The following is a 21,995-nucleotide window of genomic DNA, read 5'->3' as shown; positions in this document are numbered from 1 at the left end:
ACTGACAGCCACCTTGAGGAAGCAAACGAGGTATAAGATTTTCTAAAATAAACAAATAGAACAAGTTCTATTTGTTTATTTAAAATTATCATCGTAATATTGCAATATAATATTAAACAACATGGGACTTACAAAGACAGAAATTTTCGCTGATGAACAGAATAAACTTGCAACAGCATTTAAGGTTTTAGGACACCCCGCACGTATAGCTATCCTTCAATATATCATTGACAAGAAAGCATGCATCTGCAATGATCTGGTTGATGAACTGGGACTTGCCCAAGCAACCATTTCCCAACACCTTAAGGAATTAAAAAATACAGGAATAATACAGGGGACAATCGAGGGAAAATCTGTTTGCTACTGCATTAATGAAACAGTCTGGAAACAAATGCAACAGGAGTTCAACGCATTTTTCAATCAGGACGTAAACATTTCAAGTTGCTGTAAGTAACTTTTTTTAAGAATATATATCGTAATATTGCAATATATAGTTTTTAATAAATAATAAAATCAATCCTTTATGAAATTATCAGAAATCAAAGAAATTTTAGCAACATTGGATCATGTTGACTTTCAGCTGGAAAATGGCACATTTGTTCCTGAACACTTCCATGTCACCGAAGTAGGTCAGATCACAAAAAATTTCATTGACTGTGGTGGTGTTATCCGTCAGGAGAAAGTGGTCAACTTCCAGCTCTGGAATGCGAATGATTATGAGCACCGTCTAAAACCAGGCAAACTATTACATATCATCAATTTGTCTGAAGATAAATTGGGTATCGAAGATGGGGAAATTGAAGTGGAATACCAGAGCGGTACGATCGGCAAATACGATCTTGACTTTAATGGTAAGACCTTTGTCCTGAAAAACAAGACCACAGCCTGCCTTGCCCAGGACGCTTGCGGCATACCATCCGAAAAGCTGAAAATAAATCTTTCTGCGTTGCCAGTTAGCGGATCCTCTTGCTGTACGCCGGGCTCAGGCTGTTGTTAATCACTTAAAATTCACCGCAGCAATGTATCAAAAAATAAAAGAAATAATCAGCACGATTACCAGCAGACAACACCTGTCTGAGGAGCGTAGATCGGCATTGAATCCCTTGATTCAATTTATTCAAGACAAGGTTGATCGCGGACAGCCGGTCAACCTCAATTTTATCTGTACCCACAATTCCCGTAGAAGCCATTTATCTCAGCTTTGGGCGCAGGTGGCGGCATCCTTCCATCATACCCCAGTGGTCAACTGCTACTCAGGGGGTACGGAAGAGACCGCATTATTTCCTAAAATCGCAGAAACATTGGTTTCACAGGGATTTGATATTTTTAAGATCGCTGATACGGACAACCCAATCTATGCAATAAAATATGGCGACAACGACCCGCCGGTTATCGGCTTTTCAAAAAAATATGATAGCCCATTCAACCCTATCTCTGAGTTTGCTGCAATCATGACCTGCTCGCAGGCAGATGGCGGATGCCCTTTTATTCCGGGTGCTGAAAAAAGGATACCGATTACTTTTGAAGATCCCAAGATTTCAGATGGCACACCCGAACAAACAGCAGTGTATGCAGAACGTAGTTTAGAAATTGCAGCCGAAATGTGCTATGTATTTTCAAATATTAAGATCTAACCCATGCAATCGAAGTTAAAATTTCTTGACCGTTACCTCACCTTATGGATATTCCTGGCAATGGTTCTCGGTATTTCTTTGGGCAATTTTTTTCCCGCTTCTGCACTATGGATCAATAGCTATAGCAGTGGCACAACAAATATACCGCTTGCTGTCGGACTGATTCTCATGATGTACCCACCATTGGCCAAGGTACGTTATGAGCAGGTTGGAAAGGTTTTCCGAAACCTAAAAATTCTCGGCACTTCTTTGGTCCTCAACTGGATAATAGGACCGGTTTTAATGTTTGTATTGGCACTTTTATTTCTGAACGGATATCCTGAATATATGGCCGGATTGATCCTAATCGGACTTGCTCGCTGTATTGCAATGGTTGTCGTATGGAATGAACTCGCAAATGGTAATAGAGAGTATGCAGCAGGATTAATTGCGTTGAACAGTATCTTCCAGGTCTTACTCTATAGTTTATATGCCTACGTTTTTATTACTGTATTACCTCCAATTTTTGGTGTGACAGGACTTTCCGTGAATATTTCCATTGCTGAAATTGCAAAAAGCGTCGCTATTTACCTAGGAATACCCTTCCTCGCCGGAGTTTTGAGCAGATATGGACTGATCGCCTTAAAAAGTGAAAATTGGTTTCAGAACCGTTTTATACCCTTGATCTCCCCGATTACTTTGATAGCGTTGCTCTTTACCATTGTAGTGATGTTCAGTCTCAAAGGCGAAATGATCTTACAGTTGCCTATGGATGTATTACGTATAGCGGTCCCTTTGGTGATCTATTTTGCGCTGATGTTCATGATCAGTTTTTTTGCTGGCAAACGAGTCGGTGCCGATTACTCACAAAGTACAGCCATTGCATTTACGGCTGCAGGCAATAATTTCGAATTGGCCATTGCGGTCGCAATTGGCGTATTCGGCATCAATAGCGGGCAGGCTTTTGTCGGAGTGATAGGTCCACTGGTCGAGGTACCCGCACTGATAGCACTGGTCAACCTTGCATTTTGGTTCCGAAAAAAATACTTTGTAAAAGAGCTTTCTGCTTAAGTATAGACTTATAAGAAATCCGAGGCCATGTTTTTTGACATGGCTTTTTTGTTTAGGATATTCCCCTTCTTATCTATCCATTCAGCCACCCCCTTACACTCTAGAAATCAAAAGAAAACGATTCGGACAGTAGACCAATGCTTCAAATACGATCCTACTGCCGAATCTGAGGTTGCCGCCTCTTACTATTGTTCTCGCCTATTGGTTTTTCCTAAATTCCTCGGGGCTCTGCCCTTTCTTGGCTTTAAAAAATGTAATAAAATAAGGCACATTGTCAAAGCCTAGTTCAATGGCTATTTCCCTAACCGTTTTAAACGTATGATACAGCAGATGTTCTGCCTCTAATATGATCCGATTTCGGATCAGTGTACCACAATTTGCAGCTCTCTTTTCGCGGCAAATGCGGTTGAGATGATTGACTGACATATTCAGTCTTTCGGCATAAAAAGACGGGAATCGCTTCTCTCTATAATTTTCGTCTACCAAAGTCTCGAAAGTCATTATCCGTTCCTCCTTTTCGTCCATCCGCACAGCGCCGATATTTTTTGTAATCCGGTGCCCCAACAGCTGTAGCAAACTATCCAGGTGGTTGTGTAGCAACTCTCGTGAGTCCAATTTTGCTGTATGATATTCATTCTGCATCAGCTCCATCAGGTGGCGACATCTTTCGATGTCTTCACTGGTCAATACAAAGCCGTTCATCCCGTTACATTTTAAATAGTTAAAGTAGTGTGTCCTTTCCATATTGTAGCGCTGCATAAAAAAGGACTCCGTAAAAAGGACAATACTTCCTTCGACAGGTATATTATGCAGGAAGCTACAGACACAATCGGCGCTGATGCTCAGAATATCATGCCTGCCCATGGCATACATTCTTTTATCTGCCACCATCGTCAGGCCACCACTCTTAATCAGCAACACACTATAGTATGAATGCGCGTGCAATGTCTTTTGTTGAGCTTTGGCATGTAAATATTCGGCGATAGGCATAATAACAATCCTATTGGAAGCCGAATCAATATTTTCTAGTCTTAAAAAATCTAGTTTTTCTTTTCGTATTACCATGATCTTATTCTTTTTCTTCAATAAAAAATTTAAAGGGAATGGTTATGCGATTGGAGGTTTAAAAATCCGGTCAAAGATCCCCTGACACAAGGGATTGCCTTCCGTTAGCGGATGGGTTATTCTTAAAATTCGGGTAAAGGGTTGCTGCTGGGTCAGCTCATAAACAAGCTGCACAAACAGCGGTATCTCAGCACTTTTCACTTTGATCAGCACATCGCTGGCATCTTGTTGTTCCACTGTTTTCTCACTCAGGTAGCAGAAGCCCTTACAAGTAGCCGCAGGTTTATACCGATAGACACATAGCTGCTGCTCGATATAATCCCGATTGCATTCAAAGCCAATAAATACCCACAACAGATTGGTCGCCTGTAGGCAAAGTGCCCAGGCCATCAACAGACAGAACAGTCCTTTCAGCTTGTAGGATTTCATCAATATAGATTATTTCTTTATTTCGTTGTGCTATTCCGTTCGCGAAGGTACTCCAAAATTGCGCGTGCATCTTCCTGTTGCAACCCCAGACTGATCATGGGTGACGCAAACTCCTTGCTCAATGATTTTGCATCAGGATCTTTTTCAAGCATTGTTGCCGGATCGAGCATCATATTCATGATCCATTCCGGTGTACGGCGTTTGACAACCCCATCTAATGACGGACCTACCAAGGTGCGATCAAAACCATGACACATGGCACATTTGGAGACAAATAGCTCTACCCCCTTATTGGCAAGCTGCGCATCAAAGGGTTTGTGCTCAAAAGATGCAACAGGACCTACCCCTTTTGTTCCATCGGTTTTATAGTCCAAGATCTCGGTTGCTGGAGATGGCGCCACCGGCACAGCAGCTTTGTCCGTTGATACCTTTTTCTTATCCCCGTTATCCGCACAGGCAAGCAGAACGATAAAGCCAAAACAGGAAAGGATTATTGTGATTCTATTTTTCATTACTCTCTTTTCTAATTATTTAAAACAGTATACAGTATTCCCATGTGCTACCCTTCGATCAATAGGATATTCGATCGCCATCAATAAGCCTTATTCAGCCAGATCAATAGCGCCAAAGGGACTTCTTTCTTAGACGAAGAATATTCCAACCGTTTTATAAATCACATAGCAGCATGAGTACAGTTATTCTTCTAAGGAAAACACATACAGATTGGACCGTTTACATAAAACGCCAATTTTTGCATCCAATAAATTCGTTAAAAAGGTATTAAACGAGTGGAGGGTGGAAAATAGAAAAGATGGGGCGGTAAGCATAATCTTCTTTGAGTTCTGCAAAGGCAAGTTTAATATAAGCTCCCTCAAATGAAGAACTGTCAAAGGTAAAATTCAGGCTGTTGTTGATAAAAACAACATCGATGATGCGTGTCTCGAGTTTCTTCTGCTCTTTTTCTTCATGTTCACGCATCTTTTTCATCAAGATACATTGCCCTCTACAGGAAAGAGCCTTTTCGTTAAAACGGTTGATACATTCATTTTTGGCAATATAGTCTCTATTGAGTTCAAAAACAGTCCATACCCATACCGTAGAGAAACTCTGGAGGAGCATCAATGGCAGTAAGATCCATATGAATTGTTTCGCTTTCATGAATTGACAGTATAGCAAATATAATAATTGTTGTCATTGAAGGTACAATAATTTTGGAAGTAACAAAAAACTACTAGTCTATAGTATTTAAAGAGAGGAAATAAATGCATTCTTCAGGGCAAGTGCTTTCGAACTTGAATTGTGAACATACAATTAGGTAAAGGAGCCTTATACACATACCATCAGGCATGCCAAGTTTATCAAGCACACATACCGATGTATGGTATGCAATTGCGATCTATTTTCCTGCAGATTTTTTACTCCAGCTGACCGACGAACATCAGACCATCCAAGCGATGCAGCATTTTATCCGTAAAGCCCAACGTGGCCTCCGTTTTTATGGTGAAACTAAAGATAAGGCGCATACGCTGATGGAAAGCCTCAGTGAGAAAGAGGGATTTTCAAAGATTATTGAATTTCTTAAACTTATCCAATTGCTACAGGAACAATAGCCTATCATTTTGAAAATTACCCTCTCAAAATGATAGGCATCTATTCAATCAATGACGGCATCAAGTAAAACACAACAAACTAAACAACAACATATTACAAATAAAAACCTATTACTGGAGTAAATTTTGATTTAAAATAAAACTAATATAAATCAGAAATGAACAGATTGAATGTAAAATGGAAACAGGAAGTGGAACCGCCATCATTTCCAAAGTGGCTTAAATCCTATCACCTCCTGCTATGCGCCGTTATCGTAGTAGTCGCTTTTGGCGCAGTTTTAAAACATTTTGGTGCAAAAAGAATGGATAACAATAACCATTACAGTTCAAACAAGCTCAATATAACAAGATACCCTGATTAGGTGATTTTATAATATTCTCAGCGATCAAGCAAGCTATTGAATCTCAAAATTCACAAATACACAGACTAACTTAAAGCTAAGCGACAACATGTTCAAGCGATCAACAAATTGGACATGTTGGGACTGCTATGCTTTTATTTACAGGAAATTATATCACGTGAAAGTACTTATCATCGACGACGAAGACAAGTTGAGGAACTTGTTATCAAAAATTATTAGCTTCGAAGGCTTTGAGGTCTTTCAGGCCTCCAGTATTAAATCGGGCTTAAAGCAATTGGAATTGGAAGAGATAGATGTCATCGTATGTGACGTCAAACTCCCCGATGGGAATGGCGTAGAGACAGCCAAGATTATAAAAAGTAAGCATCCCGCTGTTGAAATTATTCTTTTGACTGCTTTTGGGAATATTCCTGACAGTGTCGATGCCATCAAAAACGGAGCCTTTGACTATATCACCAAAGGGAACGACAACGACAGGATAATTCCGCTGTTGTACAAAGCTGGTGAAAAGGCCGTGCTCAATAAAAAAGTTCAAAAACTCGAAAAGCAGCTCGGTGAAAAACATTCTTTTGATAAGATCATCGGACAGTCTAAATCCATCATTAAGGCAATTGATCTCGCCAAAAGAGTCGCTACTTCCGAGACCACTGTATTACTGACCGGAGAAACCGGAACCGGAAAAGAGGTTTTTGCTCAGGCAATACATCTGGCCAGCTTACGTGCAAATCACAATTTTGTGGCAATCAATTGCTCAGCATTCAGCAAAGAGCTCCTTGAAAACGAGCTTTTCGGACATAAAGCCGGCGCTTTTACAGGTGCAACCAAAGATCAGAAAGGGCTCTTTGAAGAAGCGCACAAAGGAACAATCTTCTTGGATGAGATCGGTGAAATGGAAATAGAGCTACAGGCAAAAATATTACGTGTACTGGAAACAGGTGAATTCCTGCGTGTAGGGGATAACAAACCCACCAAAGTAGATGCCCGCATCATTGCAGCCACAAATCGCAATTTAGAAAATGAAATTGAACTCGGTAATTTTAGGAATGACCTCTTTTATCGCCTGTCGGTCTTTGCAATACCACTTCCCTCCTTGCGCGAAAGACCCAAAGACATTCGATTATTGGCAGAACACTTTGTCAGTTGGTTTTCTATAAAGTCTAATCGACGCACATTAAAATTAACAGACGAATATCTCAACGCATTAGAGAGAAACGCCTGGAAAGGCAATATCCGTGAACTGAAAAACGTGATCGAACGAAGCGTGATATTAGCAGACGATGAGATCCTCACCTTAGATACCCTGCCAATAGACCTGCAACAAGACAACAAAGACACAGCGATGATGTCAACATTTTCGATGGCCAATGTAGAAAAAACACATATCCTGAAAATACTGAACTACACCCACGGCAACAAAACAGAAACGGCGAGACTCCTAGAAATAGGCTTAGCGACACTCTACCGAAAGATAGATCACTATAAGATATCTTAAGAAATGGGTAAATTTACGCCCAGCGAAGTCTAAACCGATAACATACACCACTACTGTCTGCGGCAGTAATTTGATCGCTCTACACATCCACTTTTTATGTAAAAAACAATAACCTATCATTTTGATAATCCACCTTATCAAAATGATAGGTTATTTGTCTTTAACGCATAAGGAAATAAATCTCAACAAACTAATAAACAACTAATTACATCTAGCTAAAAACTATTGGAATACATTTTGGCATATCGGATATAAAATAAATAAAAATGAGCAAGACAGATGTTAAATGGGAACAGGAACAAGAGCCACTATCGTTCCCTAAATGGTTAAAATCTTATCACTTATTGTTCTTTGCAACGCTTGTGGTATTGATTTTTGGAGCAATGATAAAACATTTTAGTACAGTCTAATCAATAACAAAATGATAACACTAATATTAACGCTGGCGGGAGTAGCCTGCTTCGGTCTATTCATTAAGTCAATTGACTTTTTTGATAAAATCTAGTAAGAATGAATAAAATAAATGAACAATCCGCAAGTCAATATCTTGCCGATCATTATGGGGAAATCAAAGAAGAAATCAAGGACCTGTCATCCCGAAGGAATTTCGCAGGGATATTTCAGGCCATTGTGAACCATATCAATTACTTGCTTTCTAATGGCCAGATCGAAAAAATCGGCATTCGATTAAAATATATCGGATGGCTTTATAGAAGGGGGAACGAACAGGTCCGCAATATCATCGAAAATCTTTTTGTACGTTCTTTTCGGGGCATGAAAAGAAGATGCACATCCGAAGAATGGATCTATATGTATCAACAGATTCCTAAAAATCTTAAACAAATTTATTTGTTGCAAAGCAACAGCTATATCACTCAAAAATCTTTTATATGACAGCACTATTTGTGGTAGCTATTGGTGTATTTATTTACATCTGCTACGTACTGCTAAAACCAGAGAAATTTTAAATCACTATAACAGATGAAAGAGGACAAAAAGGTTAAAATCTTATGTAGATAAAAGGGCCACGGGCTTTCATCAGGTAGTTTGTAGAGAAATTAAATAATATTAACAGAAATGAATACAGAAATTTTAGGAATAATCGTAATGTTTGTCATAACAGTATTGCTTGCAATACCATTAGGCAAGTACATTGCAAAAGTCTATGGAGGCGAAAAAACACTACTTGACCCCATATTTAATCCCATAGAGCGGATCTTTTATAAAGTCAGCGATATCAATCCACAGACGGAAATGAACTGGAAACAACAAATGGTTGCGATGGTCAGTATCAATATGATCTGGTTTTTATTGGGGATGCTCATTTTAATGACACAGGGCAGTCTGCCATTGAACCCCGACAATAATCCGAGTATGTCGGCGGATCTCGCATTCAATACCGTCATTTCATTTGTCGTTAACTGTAACCTCCAACACTATTCAGGTGAGACCGGAATCAGTTATTTGGGACAATATTGGCTGATGTTCCTACAATTTGTAAGCGCTGGTATCGGTATGGCGGCAGCTGTACTTGTATTCAGGGCTTTCCGGGATCGTACGGCAAGTACTTTGGGAAATTTTTACAACTATTTTGTAAAATCATGTACACGTATTTTATTGCCGCTTTCATTGGTTGTGGCTATTATCCTTGCCTTTGAAGGTACACCAATGACCTTTGAAGGAAAAGACACCATTACAACGTTGCAAGGTGATACTGTCGCAGTATCAAGAGGCCCTGCTGCAGCCTTTATAGCCATTAAACATATTGGAACAAATGGTGGTGGATTTTATGGTGCAAACTCTGTCCACCCATTTGAAAATCCTTCCTATCTCTCCAATATGGTCGAGATGGTCGCGCAGATGATTATCCCCATAGCCATGATTTTTGCGCTGGGTATCTTTATCAAGCGGCGGAAGCTCTCCTGGATGATATTTGGTGTCATGACGATCGGCTTCCTTTTGCTTGTTATTCCGAATATTATGATGGAGGCCAAAGGTAATCCCGCGATTGCAGCGATGGGAGTCGATAATTCTCTCGGAGCAATGGAAGGTAAAGAAGTCCGCTTTGGAGCGCCCGCATCCGGTTTTTGGAGTATCGTGACCACGGTAATTTCGACAGGTTCGATTAATGCCATGCACGATAGTACCATGCCCCTGTCTGGTATGAATGAATTACTTGCCATGATGATCAATGCCTTCTATGGCGGCTGTGGCGTAGGTATCCTGAACTTCTTTATTTTCATCATCCTCGCTGTGTTTATCAGTGGACTGATGGTTGGTCGGACACCCGAGTTTTTAGGTAAAAAAGTGGAGGCCAGAGAAATGAAAATCGCTATGATTATCGCACTGCTGCATCCTTTTCTAATTCTGGTAGGAACAGCTTTAGCAGCTGCACTACCGCAATACACCGCAGCAACGCTGAACAATCCCGGATTCCACGGCTTTAGTGAAATGCTTTACGAATACACGTCATCGGCGGCAAATAATGGTAGCGGATTTGAAGGATTGGGAGACAACACTATATGGTGGAACGTCAGTACAGGTTTCGTACTCATTCTGTCCCGCTTCTTACCGATTATAGGCCCAGTTGCCATCGCTGGTTTATTGGCTGAAAAGAAATTTATTCCTGAGGGAGATGGAACACTGAAAACAGATACAGCAACTTTCGGACTTATGGTATTTGCTGTCATAGCCATTGTAGCTGCACTATCCTTTTTCCCAGCATTGGCATTAGGTCCTATTGCGGAGTACTTCTCACTTTATTAAACATTGATTAAAGAAATTAGAAATGAACAAAAATACATCACTGTTTCAAAAAGACATGGTACAGGAAGCACTGAAACAGTCTTTTGTGAAACTAAACCCGAAAACAATGTTCCGCAATCCGGTTATGTTTACTGTATGGATCGGAACTGTGGTCATGCTGATCGTCAGTTTATGGACCTTGGCAGGAGCACAAGGACAGGGAAGTTTTGGTTACAACTTTGCCGTATTTGTCATATTATTACTCACACTGTTGTTTGCCAACTTTGCTGAGGCCATTGCCGAAGCAAGGGGAAAAGCGCAGGCGGATAGCCTGCGCAAAACAAGAGAAGAAACTCCAGCCAAACTTAAAAACGGCCAGACGATCTCTTCTGCTCAATTAAAAAAAGGCGATATTTTCGTCTGTGAAGCCGGCGATATTATCCCCTCAGACGGTGAAATCGTAGAAGGACTTGCTACAATTGATGAAAGTGCCATCACCGGTGAATCTGCCCCCGTCATTCGGGAGGCTGGTGGAGACAAAAGCTCTGTAACCGGTGGAACCAAAGTGCTTTCCGACAAAATAGTCGTGCAGGTAACCACACAACCGGGTGAAAGCTTCCTCGATAAAATGATCGCCTTGGTAGAAGGTGCCTCAAGACAAAAAACACCAAATGAAATTGCCCTGACCATCTTACTGGCAGGCTTTACATTGGTATTTATTATCGTCTGTGTGACATTAAAACCATTTGCGGATCATGCCAATGTTGGTATCACCATTGCATCCTTTATCTCCCTATTTGTCTGTCTCATCCCAACGACGATTGGAGGATTGCTTTCAGCAATCGGTATCGCCGGAATGGACAGAGCCCTACGCGCAAATGTCATTACCAAAAGTGGTAAGGCCGTCGAAACAGCAGGTGATATTGATGTATTGTTGTTGGACAAAACAGGAACAATAACCATTGGTAACCGCAAGGCTACTCACTTTCACCCCGCACATGGTATTGATGAGAAGAAACTAATAAAAGCAGCTGTATTGAGCTCTATGGCTGATGAAACGCCCGAAGGTAAATCTATTATAGAACTTGCTGGTATTAATCCGCTGAGCTATGAAGTGAAGAACCCCGCATTCATCAAGTTTACAGCTGAGACACGAAGTTCAGGTATAGACTATGAAAACATACGTATCCGAAAAGGTGCAACTGATGCGATTAAAAATCTTGTTACAGGAGCTGGCAATAGATTCCCAGAAGAAGTCGAAGAAAGTGTTAAGGCGATTTCCCAAAATGGAGGAACACCCCTAGTAGTTTCTGAAAATGACATCGCCCTAGGCGTAATCGAGCTACAGGATATTATCAAACCCGGTATCCACGAAAGGTTTGAACGTCTTCGCAAAATGGGGATCAAAACAGTGATGGTAACAGGTGACAATCCCTTGACAGCAAAGTTTATTGCTGATAAAGCCGGTGTGGATGATTTTATCGCCGAAGCCAAACCAGAGGACAAAATGAACTACATCAAAAAAGAACAATCCGAAGGCCGCTTAGTGGCTATGATGGGTGACGGAACAAATGATGCTCCAGCTTTGGCCCAGGCCGATGTGGGCGTTGCCATGAATTCGGGTACGCAGGCAGCAAAAGAAGCTGGAAATATGGTTGATCTAGACAATGACCCGACAAAACTGATCGAAGTGGTTGAAATTGGGAAACAATTATTGATGACCAGAGGTACATTAACGACCTTTAGTATTGCCAATGATGTTGCTAAATATTTTGCGATTATTCCGGCCCTATTTATCACCGCTATTCCAGCGCTACAGGGACTCAATATCATGAAATTGCACAGCCCAGAGAGCGCTATTCTATCTGCCGTTATTTTCAATGCCATTATTATTCCAATGCTGATTCCATTGGCACTTAAAGGTGTTGCCTATAAACCAATTGGAGCAAGTGCCTTATTGCGCCGAAACCTACTCATATTTGGATTAGGTGGGATTGCAGTTCCTTTTCTAGGTATTAAGGTGATTGATATGTTCGTCGCCATTTTCTTTTAATCCGTAAAATAAATCAAGAGGGATGAAATCTCACAGAACATGTTTCTTTCTGATTTTACCCTCATAAATATAACTGAAATGAAAAAACACATTTTACCCGCAATAAAGCTGACCATCATTATGATTCTGTTCTTTACAGTGATCTATCCATTAGCTGTCTGGGGAATGGCCCAGTTTTCCTCCAACGCGGGAAAGGGAAAAATCATTGAGCATAATGGTAAAAAGTACTATTCAAATATTGGTCAGGCCTTCACAGCCGACAAGTACTTTTGGTCGAGACCGTCTGCCGTAAATTATAATGCTGCCGGTTCGGGAGCGAGTAACAAAGGACCTTCAAATGAAGAATACCTCAGTCAGGTACAGGCACGTATCGATACTTTTTTGGTACACAACCCCGGCATCAAGAAATCCGAAATACCCGTCGATCTGATTACGGCAAGCGGAAGTGGATTAGATCCGAACTTCTCAATTCAAGCAGCCAAAGTTCAGGTCAAACGTATCGCAACGATACGAGGTATTGAAGAACAGAAAATAAATCAATTGATCGAGGACAATGCCGAAAAACCTTTGTGGGGAATTTTCGGCCCTCAAAAAATCAATGTTTTAAAACTAAACATCGCCTTGGATAAGGTGGCGAGCAGATAAAAAACTCCAACCATGAAACTATCAGGCTTTGTTTAGCCGCTATTTCGGCTAAGCAGGGCGGATAGATTAATAATTCCCCTTGGCAATTTGTTTAAGGGGAATTTGTAAGTTTATAAAAGTTATCACATGTTATGGATGAAAGAAAAAGTGCAGAACATTTTTTAAATCTGATTCAGAAATCCCGAAGAGGTAAATTCAAACTCTATATCGGGATGAGTGCCGGAGTTGGTAAGACCTTCCGTATGCTTCAGGAAGCACATGCACTTTTACAGAGTGGTATCGATGTCAGGATCGGCTATATCGAAACCCATCAGCGCATCGAAACCCATGCGTTGCTGGCTGGTCTACCCATTATCCCAAGGAGAACCTTATTTTACAAAGGCAAGGAGCTTGAAGAAATGGATGTACAGGCCATTGTTAATCTTAGGCCCGAAGTGGTTATCGTTGATGAACTGGCACATACAAATATAGAAGGCAGCAAAAACGAAAAAAGATGGCAGGATGTGATGGATATCCTTGATGCCGGTATCAATGTCATCAGCGCTGTAAACATCCAACATATCGAGAGTCTCAACGATGAAGTCAGAGATATCACAGGTATTGATGTGCAGGAACGGATTCCGGACAGTGTCGTTGCCCAGGCCGATGAAGTTGTCAATATAGACTTAACGGCAGAGGAGCTGATCAATAGGCTGAAAGAAGGTAAGATTTATGAAAGTTCAAAAATAACCGCAGCCCTCAACAATTTCTTTAAAAGTGAACATATTCTGCAGCTGCGCGAACTAGCATTAAAGGAGGTCGCCTCACAGGTGCAAAGGAAGGTCGAAACGGAGGTTGTCCTCAATCGAAATGTTAAAAAAGAACGTTTTCTGGCCTGTATCAGTTCAAACGAACATACGGCCAAAAATGTCATCAGGAAAACTGCCCGTCTAGCCAATTACTATAATAGCAAGTGGTTTGTCATGTATGTACAGGTTCCCAAAGAGAGCGTGGACCGGATCGCCTTGGATAAACAGCGACACCTTATCAATAATTTTAAATTGGCCACCGAACTGGGTGCTGAGATTATTAAGGTAAAGGCCAAGAACGCTACCAAAGCCATTATTAAAGAATGTGAAGAACGTATGATCACGACGGTCTGTATCGGTAAACCACATATCAATCTGATTAAGATCATCCTTGCAACCGATACATTCAATGCTTTATTGAATAAATTGTCCCAGGAAAATATTGATCTCGTAATATTGTCATAAAATGAAAATTAAAGCAAAATTAACATTTGGAGTAGGGCTCCTATTTATATTGATCGTAGCCTTAGCTGTTATTAGCGGATGGTATGTTAATCAGCTCAAAAGAGACACGAATAATATACTTGTTGCCAATTACAACACCTTGCTCTATTCCCGGAATATGCTCCTGGCGCTGGAAGATATCAGTAAGGATGCAGCGGCAATTGATACGTTTCAAAATAATTTGACGCTACAGATGGGAAATGTGACTGAAATCGGCGAGATCGAAAGGACAAACCTAATTGTCAAGCACTTCAATTCGCTTAAAAATAAACCCGACGATGCACAACTAAGCTCATCCATCCGAAAAGACATCACCGAATTAATGCGGCTTAATATGGATGCGATCAGCAGAAAAAGTAACATTGCAGATGAAACCGCCCGTAGAGCGATACTGATCATCTCATTTACAGGAGCATTATGTTTTCTGATCGCAGTCATATTATTGGTCAACCTTCCGTCCAATATTGCCAATCCTATACGAGAGCTAACCGAAAGCATCAAGGAGATTGCCAGCCAAAATTATTCAAAACGCGTCAATTTCGGCGGACACAGCGAATTTGGAGATCTGGCGCGATCATTTAATACCATGGCCGAGAAGCTGGAAGAATATTCGGACAGCAAATTAGAAAAGATCCTAAAAGGGAAAAAGAGGATCGAAACCTTGATCGACAATATGCATGATCCTGTTATTGGGATAGACGAAAATAAAAAGGTCCTGTTTGCCAACGATGAAGCCTTGAATATCTCAGGACTGCGGAAAGAAGATTTCATTGGAAAAGCTGTACAGGATATCGCCGTAACCAATGACCTGATCCGGGATATTATAAAAGATATCTTTCTACCAGCGCCAAAAAGCAACAAAGCAGAACAGTTAAAGATCTATGCAGATGGTAAAGAAAGTTATTTTGAGAAGGAAGTAATCGACATCAATATCGTTCCGACAGGCGAAACAGATATTAAATTTATCGGCCAGGTAATCCTATTGCGTAATATTACCCCCTTTAAAGAGCTTGATCTCGCGAAAACAAATTTTATGGGAACAGTATCTCATGAATTTAAAACGCCAATTTCATCCATTCAGATGGGCGTACAACTATTAGAGAATGAAAAAGTAGGGGTTTTAAATGGCGAGCAAAAAGACTTGATCAATGGGATAAAAGACGATACAGATAGACTACTGAAAATAACGGGAGAGCTGCTCAATATAACACAGGTCGAAAGCGGCTCCATACAAATCAATCTGCTGCCATCGGAGATCAAGCCCATTATCGACTATGCTGTCAACGCGAATAAATCTGCAGCCGACAATAAAAACATACAGATAGCAATTGAAATGGACGAGAACGCCTCGACAGCGGTGACCGACAGTGAAAAATCGGCTTGGGTGCTGACCAATTTAATTTCCAATGCCATACGTTATTCGTATGAAAATTCGAAGATATCCATCAAAACGGAACGGGAGAATAATCAGGTCAGGTTTTCGGTCTCGGATACCGGACAAGGAATACAGCCCCAATATCTAAAAAAGATTTTTGAACGGTATTTCCGTATTCCCGGTACCAAAAAAGAAGGTACTGGTTTAGGCCTGAGTATCAGTAAAGAATTCATTGAGGCACAGGGCGGAGGAATCTGGGTCGAAAGTGAATACGGTGCCGGAAGTACCTTTTATTTTACACTTAATATGGATAATAAAGCGGTGTAATCAGATGTCCTATATTTCGTCTAATTTGTGCTAGTTAGCAAAAAAAGAAAAGACTCTAGATTTCAATGCAAATTTTAACTTAATTTGCAGGAAAAACTAAATTATGTCTGGACATAACACCGCAGAATTCCATAAGAGGATCACTCTCGCCGGCTCACTGATTGCAATAGGGATTGTTTTCGGTGATATCGGTACTTCACCGCTTTATACACTCAATGCTGTCTTTCATCATCGGGTGATTACAGAAGCAATAGCGCTTGGCAGTTTAAGTTGTATCTTTTGGACACTTGTTTTTCAGACAACGATCAAGTATGTCCTTATTACCTTGCAGGCTAACAACAAAGGTGAAGGTGGTATTTTCTCTCTTTATGCCTTAGTCAGACGTTACAGCGGTAAATGGCTTGTTTTTATAGCTATGGCAGGAGGCGCCTTTTTGATGGCTGACGGTATTATTACGCCGCCAATGTCGGTTGCTTCGGCTGTTGAAGGTGTACAAGCCGTTGTTCCTGGTTTTAATACCGTTCCCATTATTGTTGGGATCTTGATCCTACTATTCGTTTTTCAGCAGTTCGGCACTGATAAAATCGGGAAGATATTTGGCCCCTTGATGATTATATGGTTTGGCTTTATTGCTGTAATAGGCATCCTATCTATTGGAGATAATTGGAATGTCTTTAAAGCGCTGAATCCATATTACGCTTATCAAATGCTGGTCAATGAGCCCAAAGGATTTTGGTTATTGGGCAGTATTTTCCTTTGTACGACTGGTGCCGAGGCACTGTATAGCGATATGGGACACTGTGGGCGGAACAACATCCGGATTACCTGGGTATTTATAAAAATTGCGCTTATACTTTGCTATGCAGGACAGACAACATGGTTACTCAACCATGTTGGTGAAGAAGTGGGCAGTCTCAGTCCTTTTTATCATATTGTTCCGAAATCCATATTTTGGTTTGCATTAGGGATTGCAACATTGGCGACCATTATTGCCTCTCAAGCCTTGATCAGTGGCTGTTTTACGTTGATCAATGAAGCGATTAGACTCAATATCTGGCCCAAACATCTTGTACTATTCCCAAGCGATGTAAAAGGCCAATTGTATATCCCTGCAATCAACTGGTTTCTGATGTGTGGCTGCGTTGGGATGGTTTTATATTTTAAACAAAGTACAAGAATGGAAGCCGCATTTGGTCTAAGTGTTACCCTCACCATGCTGATGAGCACAATTTTGATCAATGCCTATCTGCGTATCAAACGTGTACCATTTATCTTTAATATATTGATCACCTTCATCTTTTTGGCGATAGAACTAAGCTTTTTGTCTGCCAATCTGCTTAAAGTGAAAGAAGGTGGCTGGATAACTCTGCTATTGGGCTTTTCGCTCTTTACCGTGATGTACGTCTGGTGGAGAGGCCGGCAGATCAAATCCAATATTCAGTCCTTTGTCAAACTATCGGAACACCTACCCTTGCTGACTAAATTGAGTACTGACGAAAAACTTCCAAAATATGCAACCAATCTCGTGTATTTGACGACTTCAAATTCTGAAAAAAAGATCGAAAAAACAATTATGGATTCGATCCTAAAATTCGGTCTTCCAAAACGTGCTGACATTTATTGGTTTGTACATGTCAATATTCTAGATGAGCCCTATTTACAACGGTATTCAGTCGAAACTGTCATCCGAAACGATGTCTATTACATCCAATTTGATCTGGGGTTCCGTGAAGATCCCCGGATTGGCTATTACTTTAAACAGGTCATCAATGATATGATCGAAAAGAATGAAGTAGATGTCGAAGATTCGCTGGAACAGGCTTATCAACAGAACAAAATTGGGGATTTTAAATTTATGATTATGGACAGTTTTCTTTCCTATGATAACCGAATGCCGTTCTGGAAAAATTTCGTTATGAAGGGATACTACAACTTACGTTATTTCTCCGTAAAAGACTATATCAATTTTGGACTGGACAGGAGCAATATTGAAACAGAGAAATATCCGCTAGTAATCGTACCATTTGCCGAAAATAAGTTAGAGCGAAAGGCATAACCATCAACAGCGGTTTTAGCGGAAACTACACTACTACTACTGTAAGGATCTCTGTTATTTTTTAATAAACAAGGGTGTCCAAAATCACAATGCCCCCAAAAAGCTAAACACTTTTTGGGGGCAGCTTTTCAGATCAGTACGCTGATTCTTCTAGAAGTGTTATCCCCGTTAAGTTTGCTTCATTATTCTTCAGAAAAGCATAAGTCAGTCTGTCAACCTTGCAATCGGAGAACTCTACTTTTTTAAATTTGCTATTGTATTTAAAAAAGGTATTCAAGATTGTGGCTCCCTGAAATTTAACTTTATAAAAACCACAGCCCTCAAAATGACAGTCTTCGATTATACCTTCAAAAATAACATCACTGATCCCCGTATTTTTAAATGAAGTATGTTTCAACACTGCATTGGTCATTTCATTGCTCTCAAAACAGCCAGTATCAAATCTGGCACCGGTAAAATCTGCATCAGAGAAATTACACTTTCCGATATTGCTCCTCGAAAAATCAGCATCTATAAAGGAGCAACGGTTAAACTGATTCTTTAGCAGGTTGGAAGATTGTATTTTACTGTTTGTGAGGTCTGAAGATGAGAAATCACATAATTCAATATTGTTCTTGCCAAGTATCAACCCCGATAGATCTGCGTTTGTAAACTTGCAATTTTTGATATTGGAAGAGCTGAACTGTTCTTTCAGATTCTTTAAACCCGAGAAATCAGCATTTTCCCAGTTGCCTTTCGACATATCCCAGCTACGGCCAACCTGATTTTCGGATTTCGATACCGGCTCAGTCAGGTAAATCTGCTGATCGGTGGGCTCCCGATCCGTATGGTCAATCTGATCCCTATGAAAACTTTCGGAAAAGTAATTGAGGTCTACAGTAAGTATTTCAGCAAGCCTGTTCAATGTCATGATATCTGGCATCGATTCACCCCGCTCCCATTTACCTACCGCTTGTGGACTGATCGAAACCTGCTGAGCAAGTTCGGCCTGTGAAAGATTTGTTTTCTTTCTTGCTTCGGCTATTTTATTGCCGATTGATTTAGAATTTAGCATCATGTCTTTATATTTTTTTGATACTACAAAGTTATTTTGCAGGCCAGTATAGCGGCGAATAAACAACGCTACCATTAGTTGTATTTACACTACTTTTAGTTGTATTCAACAATACTTGGTTGTATTTCCCTATTTTAATAAAATATAGGCGTTATTTTTTGATGACACTACACGCAGCATAGCATTGAAGGTTTATATAATCCGTCGGCGTTTGAACCATAAATAGATGATTATCGAAATAATCGCCATTACTCCAAGCGTGATAAAATAGCCGAAGCGCCACTTCAATTCGGGCATATTTTCAAAGTTCATTCCATAAATTCCTGCTAAAAACGTCAATGGTAAAAAGAATGCTGAAAAAATAGTCAGCAATTTCATGACATCGTTGCTTTTTTGGGCATTGACAGAATGGTAGGTGGTCAATAAATTGTTGGCATTTTCGATGACTTCATCATAACTGAGTATCAGATTCAATAATTTGTCTTTTATATCCTGCAAAGCAGTCTTATTATTCTCCGCCACTTCAATTTGGTGGGTTACGTTCTGAAAAATCTGTAAAAGTTTCTTTGTAATCCGGGTCTGTGCTTTCAGGAAATATAGATCTTTTAAAGACACCCGCGCATAATCTTTGAGAAATATTGTTTGTTCTATTTCAATGATCTTTTCGTCCAGTGTATCTAATGGCGTTTGGTAAGTTTCGACCATTTTATAAATCAAATAGACGAGTAGTTCTTCCGAGGTTTCATATTTTTGCTTTACGGTGTCTAAGAAAGCAAATTGGCTACGGTGTATTGTAATAAGCTTGTGTCCATTGTAGAAAAAGGCTATTTTATTTGATAATTCATTGATTGTCGTTGCCCCCTTTTCAATGGTGGATGTAAATGCCCTCAATATCAAAAAATTATAATTGGGTTGACTTTCAAACTTGGGCAGATGCCCTGGTTCCAGGCTATCCTTTATCTGAAAATAGTCTAGTTGATACTCCTCAGCAATTTTGTTCAGACTTTCTTTGTCTGGTTGACAGATATCTATCCAAACGAAATTATCAAATTGGGTTCTATGTTGGTCAATAGTTTTCATCGAATTTTTTATTTTCTTCTACTTTAAAAGCTGATCTTAAATGCACATCTATCTTCCCAGCTAAGTGGCTGTTCACCCTTACATTCCTTTTCGAAATTAATAATATTTCAATGGATTAGTTTGCTCGGCTAAGAATTTTTTTTGAGATGATGAACATCTTATACGTCAACTTATATATATAAAAAACCTCCCTTCCGTTGTATAAAGGAAAGAAGGTTTTTGGCGAGGTCAAGCGATAGATAACGATTTACCAATATATAAATCCGCTCAATCAGAATAAAGTATGATCAATGGATGGTCGGACTACTATAAGATCTTCGGGTCTTTTCTATATTAAAATTTTGTACTGCACTGGGGTCAAAAAGCATGGCTGTGCAGTAACAGTTTTTGAATCCCTTTTTCTCTAGATCTGGGTAGTTGATGCAGTTCTGGCATTTGTTCCAAAAGGAAGGATCCTGAGTAATTTCCGAAAAGCTGACCGGAAATAAATCCAGTTTTGAATTGATCTTCATAGTAGCCAGCGAAGTCGTAATGCCAAAGATCTTTGCCTTGGGATATTTTAGTTTCGAAAGTTCGAAGATCTGTCTTTTCATAAGTGTTGCGATGCCCCTACGTCGCCAAGATGGCGAGACGATAAGACCGCAATGCGAAATAAATTTCTCCTCGCTGTAGGCTTCCAGGTAAATGTAGCCAACCCATTCCCCCGTTTGAGTCAATGCGATGACCGCATTACCGTCAAGGATCTTGTTGCATATCGACTGCGGGGTCCGTGTCCCTATTCCTGTACCTCGTGCTTTTGCTGATGAAGCCGTTTCCGCTGAAATCTCCATCGCATATTTTAGGTCCGCTGCTGTCGCTGTTCGTACGATTATACGATCTGTTTCCATAACATTTATTTTATTTGTCAAAACCTGTCTCCCATGCATCAGGAAGTTCTTCTAATATTTGTATATACCCGGCCAATCCATTTGCTATTTTTATTTTAGGCTGATGCCAAAAAGTATTCCATAACACACAAAAGAGCTGTATAACTCTGAATACAAGCAATATGAAGCAACACATTCAAAAAAATAACGAGCAAAGTCTTTCATTTTGATAGCGAAAATTTCCATTATGAGAAGGAAATAAATGCTTCAAACCTCTAATCAACATGCATCGGGCTATTTCTGCATAGCAGCGTCTCCCTATCTATCCCTTAGTTCAAGGTTGATCGGGCCATAGCGAATAATAAACTAACAGCCGCGGATAATGCATCACCTTACACGGATAATAAATAACCCTATAACGAATTAAAACCGTCTATTATTTTTACCGCAGTACAATAAAGGCATGCCTCAAAAACATGCGATGGTTTAACACAATTAAATAACAAAAACAATGAAAAAATTAATGATGAGTCTGGTAGCCCTAGCAGTGCTTTCAACTGCTGCCTCGGCTAAAACAACTGAAAATGCATCACACAAAAATGCAACGGCTAAAACATCTACTTATCGCCTTCCAAAAACAAATACCATGGTGAAGGTTACTGAAGAAGTAACAGAAATGCAGAACGGACTTACGCGCTGTGTTTTTGTCTTGACTTTTTTAAGTTCTGATGATCTACACGTGGTAGGTACACACACATCCGAGACCTATACCAATGGTGGCTGTGGAGATTTCTTCAGAGCTTGCAGACAATGGTGGGGAGTATAATCCCAATAAGCCAGTGTTCATACCTACTATGAGT

The 21,995-nt window shown here is 40.2% G+C and carries 24 protein-coding genes; 17 read left to right on the top strand and 7 right to left on the bottom strand.

Annotated features, from left to right (window positions below; all coding sequences use genetic code 11):
- Nucleotides 1-121: 121 nt before the first annotated feature.
- From AC07UV_RS20155 to arsB, 4 genes are all read left to right on the top strand, one after another.
- On the top strand, nucleotides 122-454 hold the full coding sequence (locus tag AC07UV_RS20155; protein ID WP_495185054.1) for an ArsR/SmtB family transcription factor: 333 nt from the start codon (nucleotides 122-124) through the stop codon (nucleotides 452-454).
- A 69-nt stretch (nucleotides 455-523) separates the two neighbouring features.
- A complete protein-coding gene (locus AC07UV_RS20150; RefSeq protein WP_495185053.1) occupies nucleotides 524-997 on the top strand; it encodes a DUF6428 family protein in 474 nt (157 codons plus the stop codon).
- 22 nt (nucleotides 998-1,019) lie between these two features.
- A complete protein-coding gene (locus tag AC07UV_RS20145) occupies nucleotides 1,020-1,634 on the top strand; it encodes a protein-tyrosine-phosphatase (protein ID WP_495185052.1) in 615 nt (204 codons plus the stop codon).
- A gap of 3 nt (nucleotides 1,635-1,637) precedes the next feature.
- Nucleotides 1,638-2,684, top strand: coding sequence for an ACR3 family arsenite efflux transporter (gene arsB, locus AC07UV_RS20140; protein WP_282255722.1), 1,047 nt, complete (start codon nucleotides 1,638-1,640; stop codon nucleotides 2,682-2,684).
- Nucleotides 2,685-2,882: 198 nt separating this feature from the next.
- On the opposite strand, the gene AC07UV_RS20135 is transcribed toward arsB, so the two are convergent.
- From AC07UV_RS20135 to AC07UV_RS20120, 4 genes are all read right to left on the bottom strand, one after another.
- Nucleotides 2,883-3,749, bottom strand: coding sequence for an AraC family transcriptional regulator (locus AC07UV_RS20135; RefSeq protein WP_495185051.1), 867 nt, complete (start codon nucleotides 3,747-3,749; stop codon nucleotides 2,883-2,885).
- 42 nt (nucleotides 3,750-3,791) lie between these two features.
- Complete coding sequence (locus tag AC07UV_RS20130) at nucleotides 3,792-4,178, bottom strand: hypothetical protein (protein ID WP_495185050.1); 387 nt, start codon at nucleotides 4,176-4,178, stop codon at nucleotides 3,792-3,794.
- Nucleotides 4,179-4,195: 17 nt separating this feature from the next.
- Nucleotides 4,196-4,690 carry a c-type cytochrome gene (locus AC07UV_RS20125; protein WP_495185049.1) on the bottom strand — a complete coding sequence of 165 codons (495 nt, stop codon included), beginning with the start codon at nucleotides 4,688-4,690 and terminating at the stop codon, nucleotides 4,196-4,198.
- A gap of 268 nt (nucleotides 4,691-4,958) precedes the next feature.
- Nucleotides 4,959-5,336 carry a hypothetical protein gene (locus AC07UV_RS20120; protein ID WP_495185048.1) on the bottom strand — a complete coding sequence of 126 codons (378 nt, stop codon included), beginning with the start codon at nucleotides 5,334-5,336 and terminating at the stop codon, nucleotides 4,959-4,961.
- 188 nt (nucleotides 5,337-5,524) lie between these two features.
- Between AC07UV_RS20120 and AC07UV_RS20115 the strand changes: the two genes are divergently transcribed.
- From AC07UV_RS20115 to AC07UV_RS20060, 12 genes are all read left to right on the top strand, one after another.
- Nucleotides 5,525-5,788 (top strand): hypothetical protein, encoded by a 264-nt coding sequence (locus tag AC07UV_RS20115; protein ID WP_495185047.1) that lies wholly within the window; start codon nucleotides 5,525-5,527, stop codon nucleotides 5,786-5,788.
- Nucleotides 5,789-5,946: 158 nt separating this feature from the next.
- Entirely contained in the window at nucleotides 5,947-6,150 is a 204-nt protein-coding gene (locus AC07UV_RS20110; protein ID WP_282255727.1) for a hypothetical protein, read from the top strand.
- 157 nt (nucleotides 6,151-6,307) lie between these two features.
- A complete protein-coding gene (locus tag AC07UV_RS20105; RefSeq protein WP_282255728.1) occupies nucleotides 6,308-7,642 on the top strand; it encodes a sigma-54-dependent transcriptional regulator in 1,335 nt (444 codons plus the stop codon).
- Between the two features lie 266 nt (nucleotides 7,643-7,908).
- On the top strand, nucleotides 7,909-8,052 hold the full coding sequence (locus AC07UV_RS20100) for a hypothetical protein (RefSeq protein WP_282255730.1): 144 nt from the start codon (nucleotides 7,909-7,911) through the stop codon (nucleotides 8,050-8,052).
- Nucleotides 8,053-8,152: 100 nt separating this feature from the next.
- Nucleotides 8,153-8,536 carry a DUF7674 family protein gene (locus AC07UV_RS20095; protein ID WP_495185046.1) on the top strand — a complete coding sequence of 128 codons (384 nt, stop codon included), beginning with the start codon at nucleotides 8,153-8,155 and terminating at the stop codon, nucleotides 8,534-8,536.
- The gene (gene kdpF / locus AC07UV_RS20090) at nucleotides 8,533-8,610 is read left to right on the top strand and encodes a K(+)-transporting ATPase subunit F (protein ID WP_077436998.1); all 78 of its coding nucleotides are present in this window, start codon (nucleotides 8,533-8,535) and stop codon (nucleotides 8,608-8,610) included. The genes AC07UV_RS20095 and kdpF overlap by 4 nt, the downstream gene beginning before the upstream one ends.
- A gap of 109 nt (nucleotides 8,611-8,719) precedes the next feature.
- Nucleotides 8,720-10,408, top strand: coding sequence for a potassium-transporting ATPase subunit KdpA (kdpA, locus tag AC07UV_RS20085; RefSeq protein ID WP_495185045.1), 1,689 nt, complete (start codon nucleotides 8,720-8,722; stop codon nucleotides 10,406-10,408).
- Between the two features lie 22 nt (nucleotides 10,409-10,430).
- Nucleotides 10,431-12,440 carry a potassium-transporting ATPase subunit KdpB gene (gene kdpB, locus AC07UV_RS20080; protein ID WP_495185044.1) on the top strand — a complete coding sequence of 670 codons (2,010 nt, stop codon included), beginning with the start codon at nucleotides 10,431-10,433 and terminating at the stop codon, nucleotides 12,438-12,440.
- Nucleotides 12,441-12,518: 78 nt separating this feature from the next.
- Nucleotides 12,519-13,085, top strand: a complete 567-nt coding sequence (locus AC07UV_RS20075; protein WP_282255735.1) for a K(+)-transporting ATPase subunit C — start codon at nucleotides 12,519-12,521, stop codon at nucleotides 13,083-13,085.
- Between the two features lie 131 nt (nucleotides 13,086-13,216).
- A complete protein-coding gene (locus AC07UV_RS20070) occupies nucleotides 13,217-14,338 on the top strand; it encodes a sensor protein KdpD (protein ID WP_495185043.1) in 1,122 nt (373 codons plus the stop codon).
- Nucleotide 14,339: 1 nt separating this feature from the next.
- The gene (locus AC07UV_RS20065) at nucleotides 14,340-16,079 is read left to right on the top strand and encodes a sensor histidine kinase (protein ID WP_282255737.1); all 1,740 of its coding nucleotides are present in this window, start codon (nucleotides 14,340-14,342) and stop codon (nucleotides 16,077-16,079) included.
- 103 nt (nucleotides 16,080-16,182) lie between these two features.
- Nucleotides 16,183-18,135 (top strand): KUP/HAK/KT family potassium transporter, encoded by a 1,953-nt coding sequence (locus AC07UV_RS20060; protein WP_495185042.1) that lies wholly within the window; start codon nucleotides 16,183-16,185, stop codon nucleotides 18,133-18,135.
- Between the two features lie 133 nt (nucleotides 18,136-18,268).
- On the opposite strand, the gene AC07UV_RS20055 is transcribed toward AC07UV_RS20060, so the two are convergent.
- The 3 genes from AC07UV_RS20055 to AC07UV_RS20045 all read right to left on the bottom strand — a co-directional run bounded on the left by AC07UV_RS20055 (nucleotide 18,269) and on the right by AC07UV_RS20045 (nucleotide 21,156).
- Entirely contained in the window at nucleotides 18,269-19,192 is a 924-nt protein-coding gene (locus AC07UV_RS20055; RefSeq protein WP_495185041.1) for a pentapeptide repeat-containing protein, read from the bottom strand.
- A 189-nt stretch (nucleotides 19,193-19,381) separates the two neighbouring features.
- Nucleotides 19,382-20,269 (bottom strand): CorA family divalent cation transporter, encoded by an 888-nt coding sequence (locus AC07UV_RS20050; RefSeq protein WP_346084822.1) that lies wholly within the window; start codon nucleotides 20,267-20,269, stop codon nucleotides 19,382-19,384.
- 287 nt (nucleotides 20,270-20,556) lie between these two features.
- A complete protein-coding gene (locus tag AC07UV_RS20045; protein WP_495185040.1) occupies nucleotides 20,557-21,156 on the bottom strand; it encodes a GNAT family N-acetyltransferase in 600 nt (199 codons plus the stop codon).
- A gap of 502 nt (nucleotides 21,157-21,658) precedes the next feature.
- Here AC07UV_RS20045 and AC07UV_RS20040 point away from each other — a divergent pair.
- Nucleotides 21,659-21,961, top strand: a complete 303-nt coding sequence (locus AC07UV_RS20040; RefSeq protein ID WP_223578091.1) for a hypothetical protein — start codon at nucleotides 21,659-21,661, stop codon at nucleotides 21,959-21,961.
- Nucleotides 21,962-21,995: the final 34 nt, after the last annotated feature.

This window comes from Sphingobacterium sp. GW821-FHT03E03 (genome assembly GCF_059420745.1).
The sequence above is the reverse complement of the archived record's forward strand: the minus strand, read 5'-3'. Positions and strand labels throughout refer to the sequence as shown.

Excerpts from the sequence above, each read along its gene's own strand:
- AC07UV_RS20155 (WP_495185054.1), top strand. The coding sequence starts at position 122 with ATGGGACTTACAAAGACAGAAATTTTCGCTGATGAACAGAATAAACTT.
- AC07UV_RS20150 (WP_495185053.1), top strand. The coding sequence starts at position 524 with ATGAAATTATCAGAAATCAAAGAAATTTTAGCAACATTGGATCATGTT.
- AC07UV_RS20145 (WP_495185052.1), top strand. The coding sequence starts at position 1,020 with ATGTATCAAAAAATAAAAGAAATAATCAGCACGATTACCAGCAGACAA.
- arsB (WP_282255722.1), top strand. The coding sequence starts at position 1,638 with ATGCAATCGAAGTTAAAATTTCTTGACCGTTACCTCACCTTATGGATA.
- AC07UV_RS20135 (WP_495185051.1), bottom strand. The coding sequence starts at position 3,749 with ATGGTAATACGAAAAGAAAAACTAGATTTTTTAAGACTAGAAAATATT.
- AC07UV_RS20130 (WP_495185050.1), bottom strand. The coding sequence starts at position 4,178 with ATGAAATCCTACAAGCTGAAAGGACTGTTCTGTCTGTTGATGGCCTGG.
- AC07UV_RS20125 (WP_495185049.1), bottom strand. The coding sequence starts at position 4,690 with ATGAAAAATAGAATCACAATAATCCTTTCCTGTTTTGGCTTTATCGTT.
- AC07UV_RS20120 (WP_495185048.1), bottom strand. The coding sequence starts at position 5,336 with ATGAAAGCGAAACAATTCATATGGATCTTACTGCCATTGATGCTCCTC.
- AC07UV_RS20115 (WP_495185047.1), top strand. The coding sequence starts at position 5,525 with ATGCCAAGTTTATCAAGCACACATACCGATGTATGGTATGCAATTGCG.
- AC07UV_RS20110 (WP_282255727.1), top strand. The coding sequence starts at position 5,947 with ATGAACAGATTGAATGTAAAATGGAAACAGGAAGTGGAACCGCCATCA.
- AC07UV_RS20100 (WP_282255730.1), top strand. The coding sequence starts at position 7,909 with ATGAGCAAGACAGATGTTAAATGGGAACAGGAACAAGAGCCACTATCG.
- AC07UV_RS20095 (WP_495185046.1), top strand. The coding sequence starts at position 8,153 with ATGAATAAAATAAATGAACAATCCGCAAGTCAATATCTTGCCGATCAT.
- kdpF (WP_077436998.1), top strand. The coding sequence starts at position 8,533 with ATGACAGCACTATTTGTGGTAGCTATTGGTGTATTTATTTACATCTGC.
- kdpA (WP_495185045.1), top strand. The coding sequence starts at position 8,720 with ATGAATACAGAAATTTTAGGAATAATCGTAATGTTTGTCATAACAGTA.
- kdpB (WP_495185044.1), top strand. The coding sequence starts at position 10,431 with ATGAACAAAAATACATCACTGTTTCAAAAAGACATGGTACAGGAAGCA.
- AC07UV_RS20075 (WP_282255735.1), top strand. The coding sequence starts at position 12,519 with ATGAAAAAACACATTTTACCCGCAATAAAGCTGACCATCATTATGATT.
- AC07UV_RS20070 (WP_495185043.1), top strand. The coding sequence starts at position 13,217 with ATGGATGAAAGAAAAAGTGCAGAACATTTTTTAAATCTGATTCAGAAA.
- AC07UV_RS20065 (WP_282255737.1), top strand. The coding sequence starts at position 14,340 with ATGAAAATTAAAGCAAAATTAACATTTGGAGTAGGGCTCCTATTTATA.
- AC07UV_RS20060 (WP_495185042.1), top strand. The coding sequence starts at position 16,183 with ATGTCTGGACATAACACCGCAGAATTCCATAAGAGGATCACTCTCGCC.
- AC07UV_RS20055 (WP_495185041.1), bottom strand. The coding sequence starts at position 19,192 with ATGATGCTAAATTCTAAATCAATCGGCAATAAAATAGCCGAAGCAAGA.
- AC07UV_RS20050 (WP_346084822.1), bottom strand. The coding sequence starts at position 20,269 with ATGAAAACTATTGACCAACATAGAACCCAATTTGATAATTTCGTTTGG.
- AC07UV_RS20045 (WP_495185040.1), bottom strand. The coding sequence starts at position 21,156 with ATGGAAACAGATCGTATAATCGTACGAACAGCGACAGCAGCGGACCTA.
- AC07UV_RS20040 (WP_223578091.1), top strand. The coding sequence starts at position 21,659 with ATGATGAGTCTGGTAGCCCTAGCAGTGCTTTCAACTGCTGCCTCGGCT.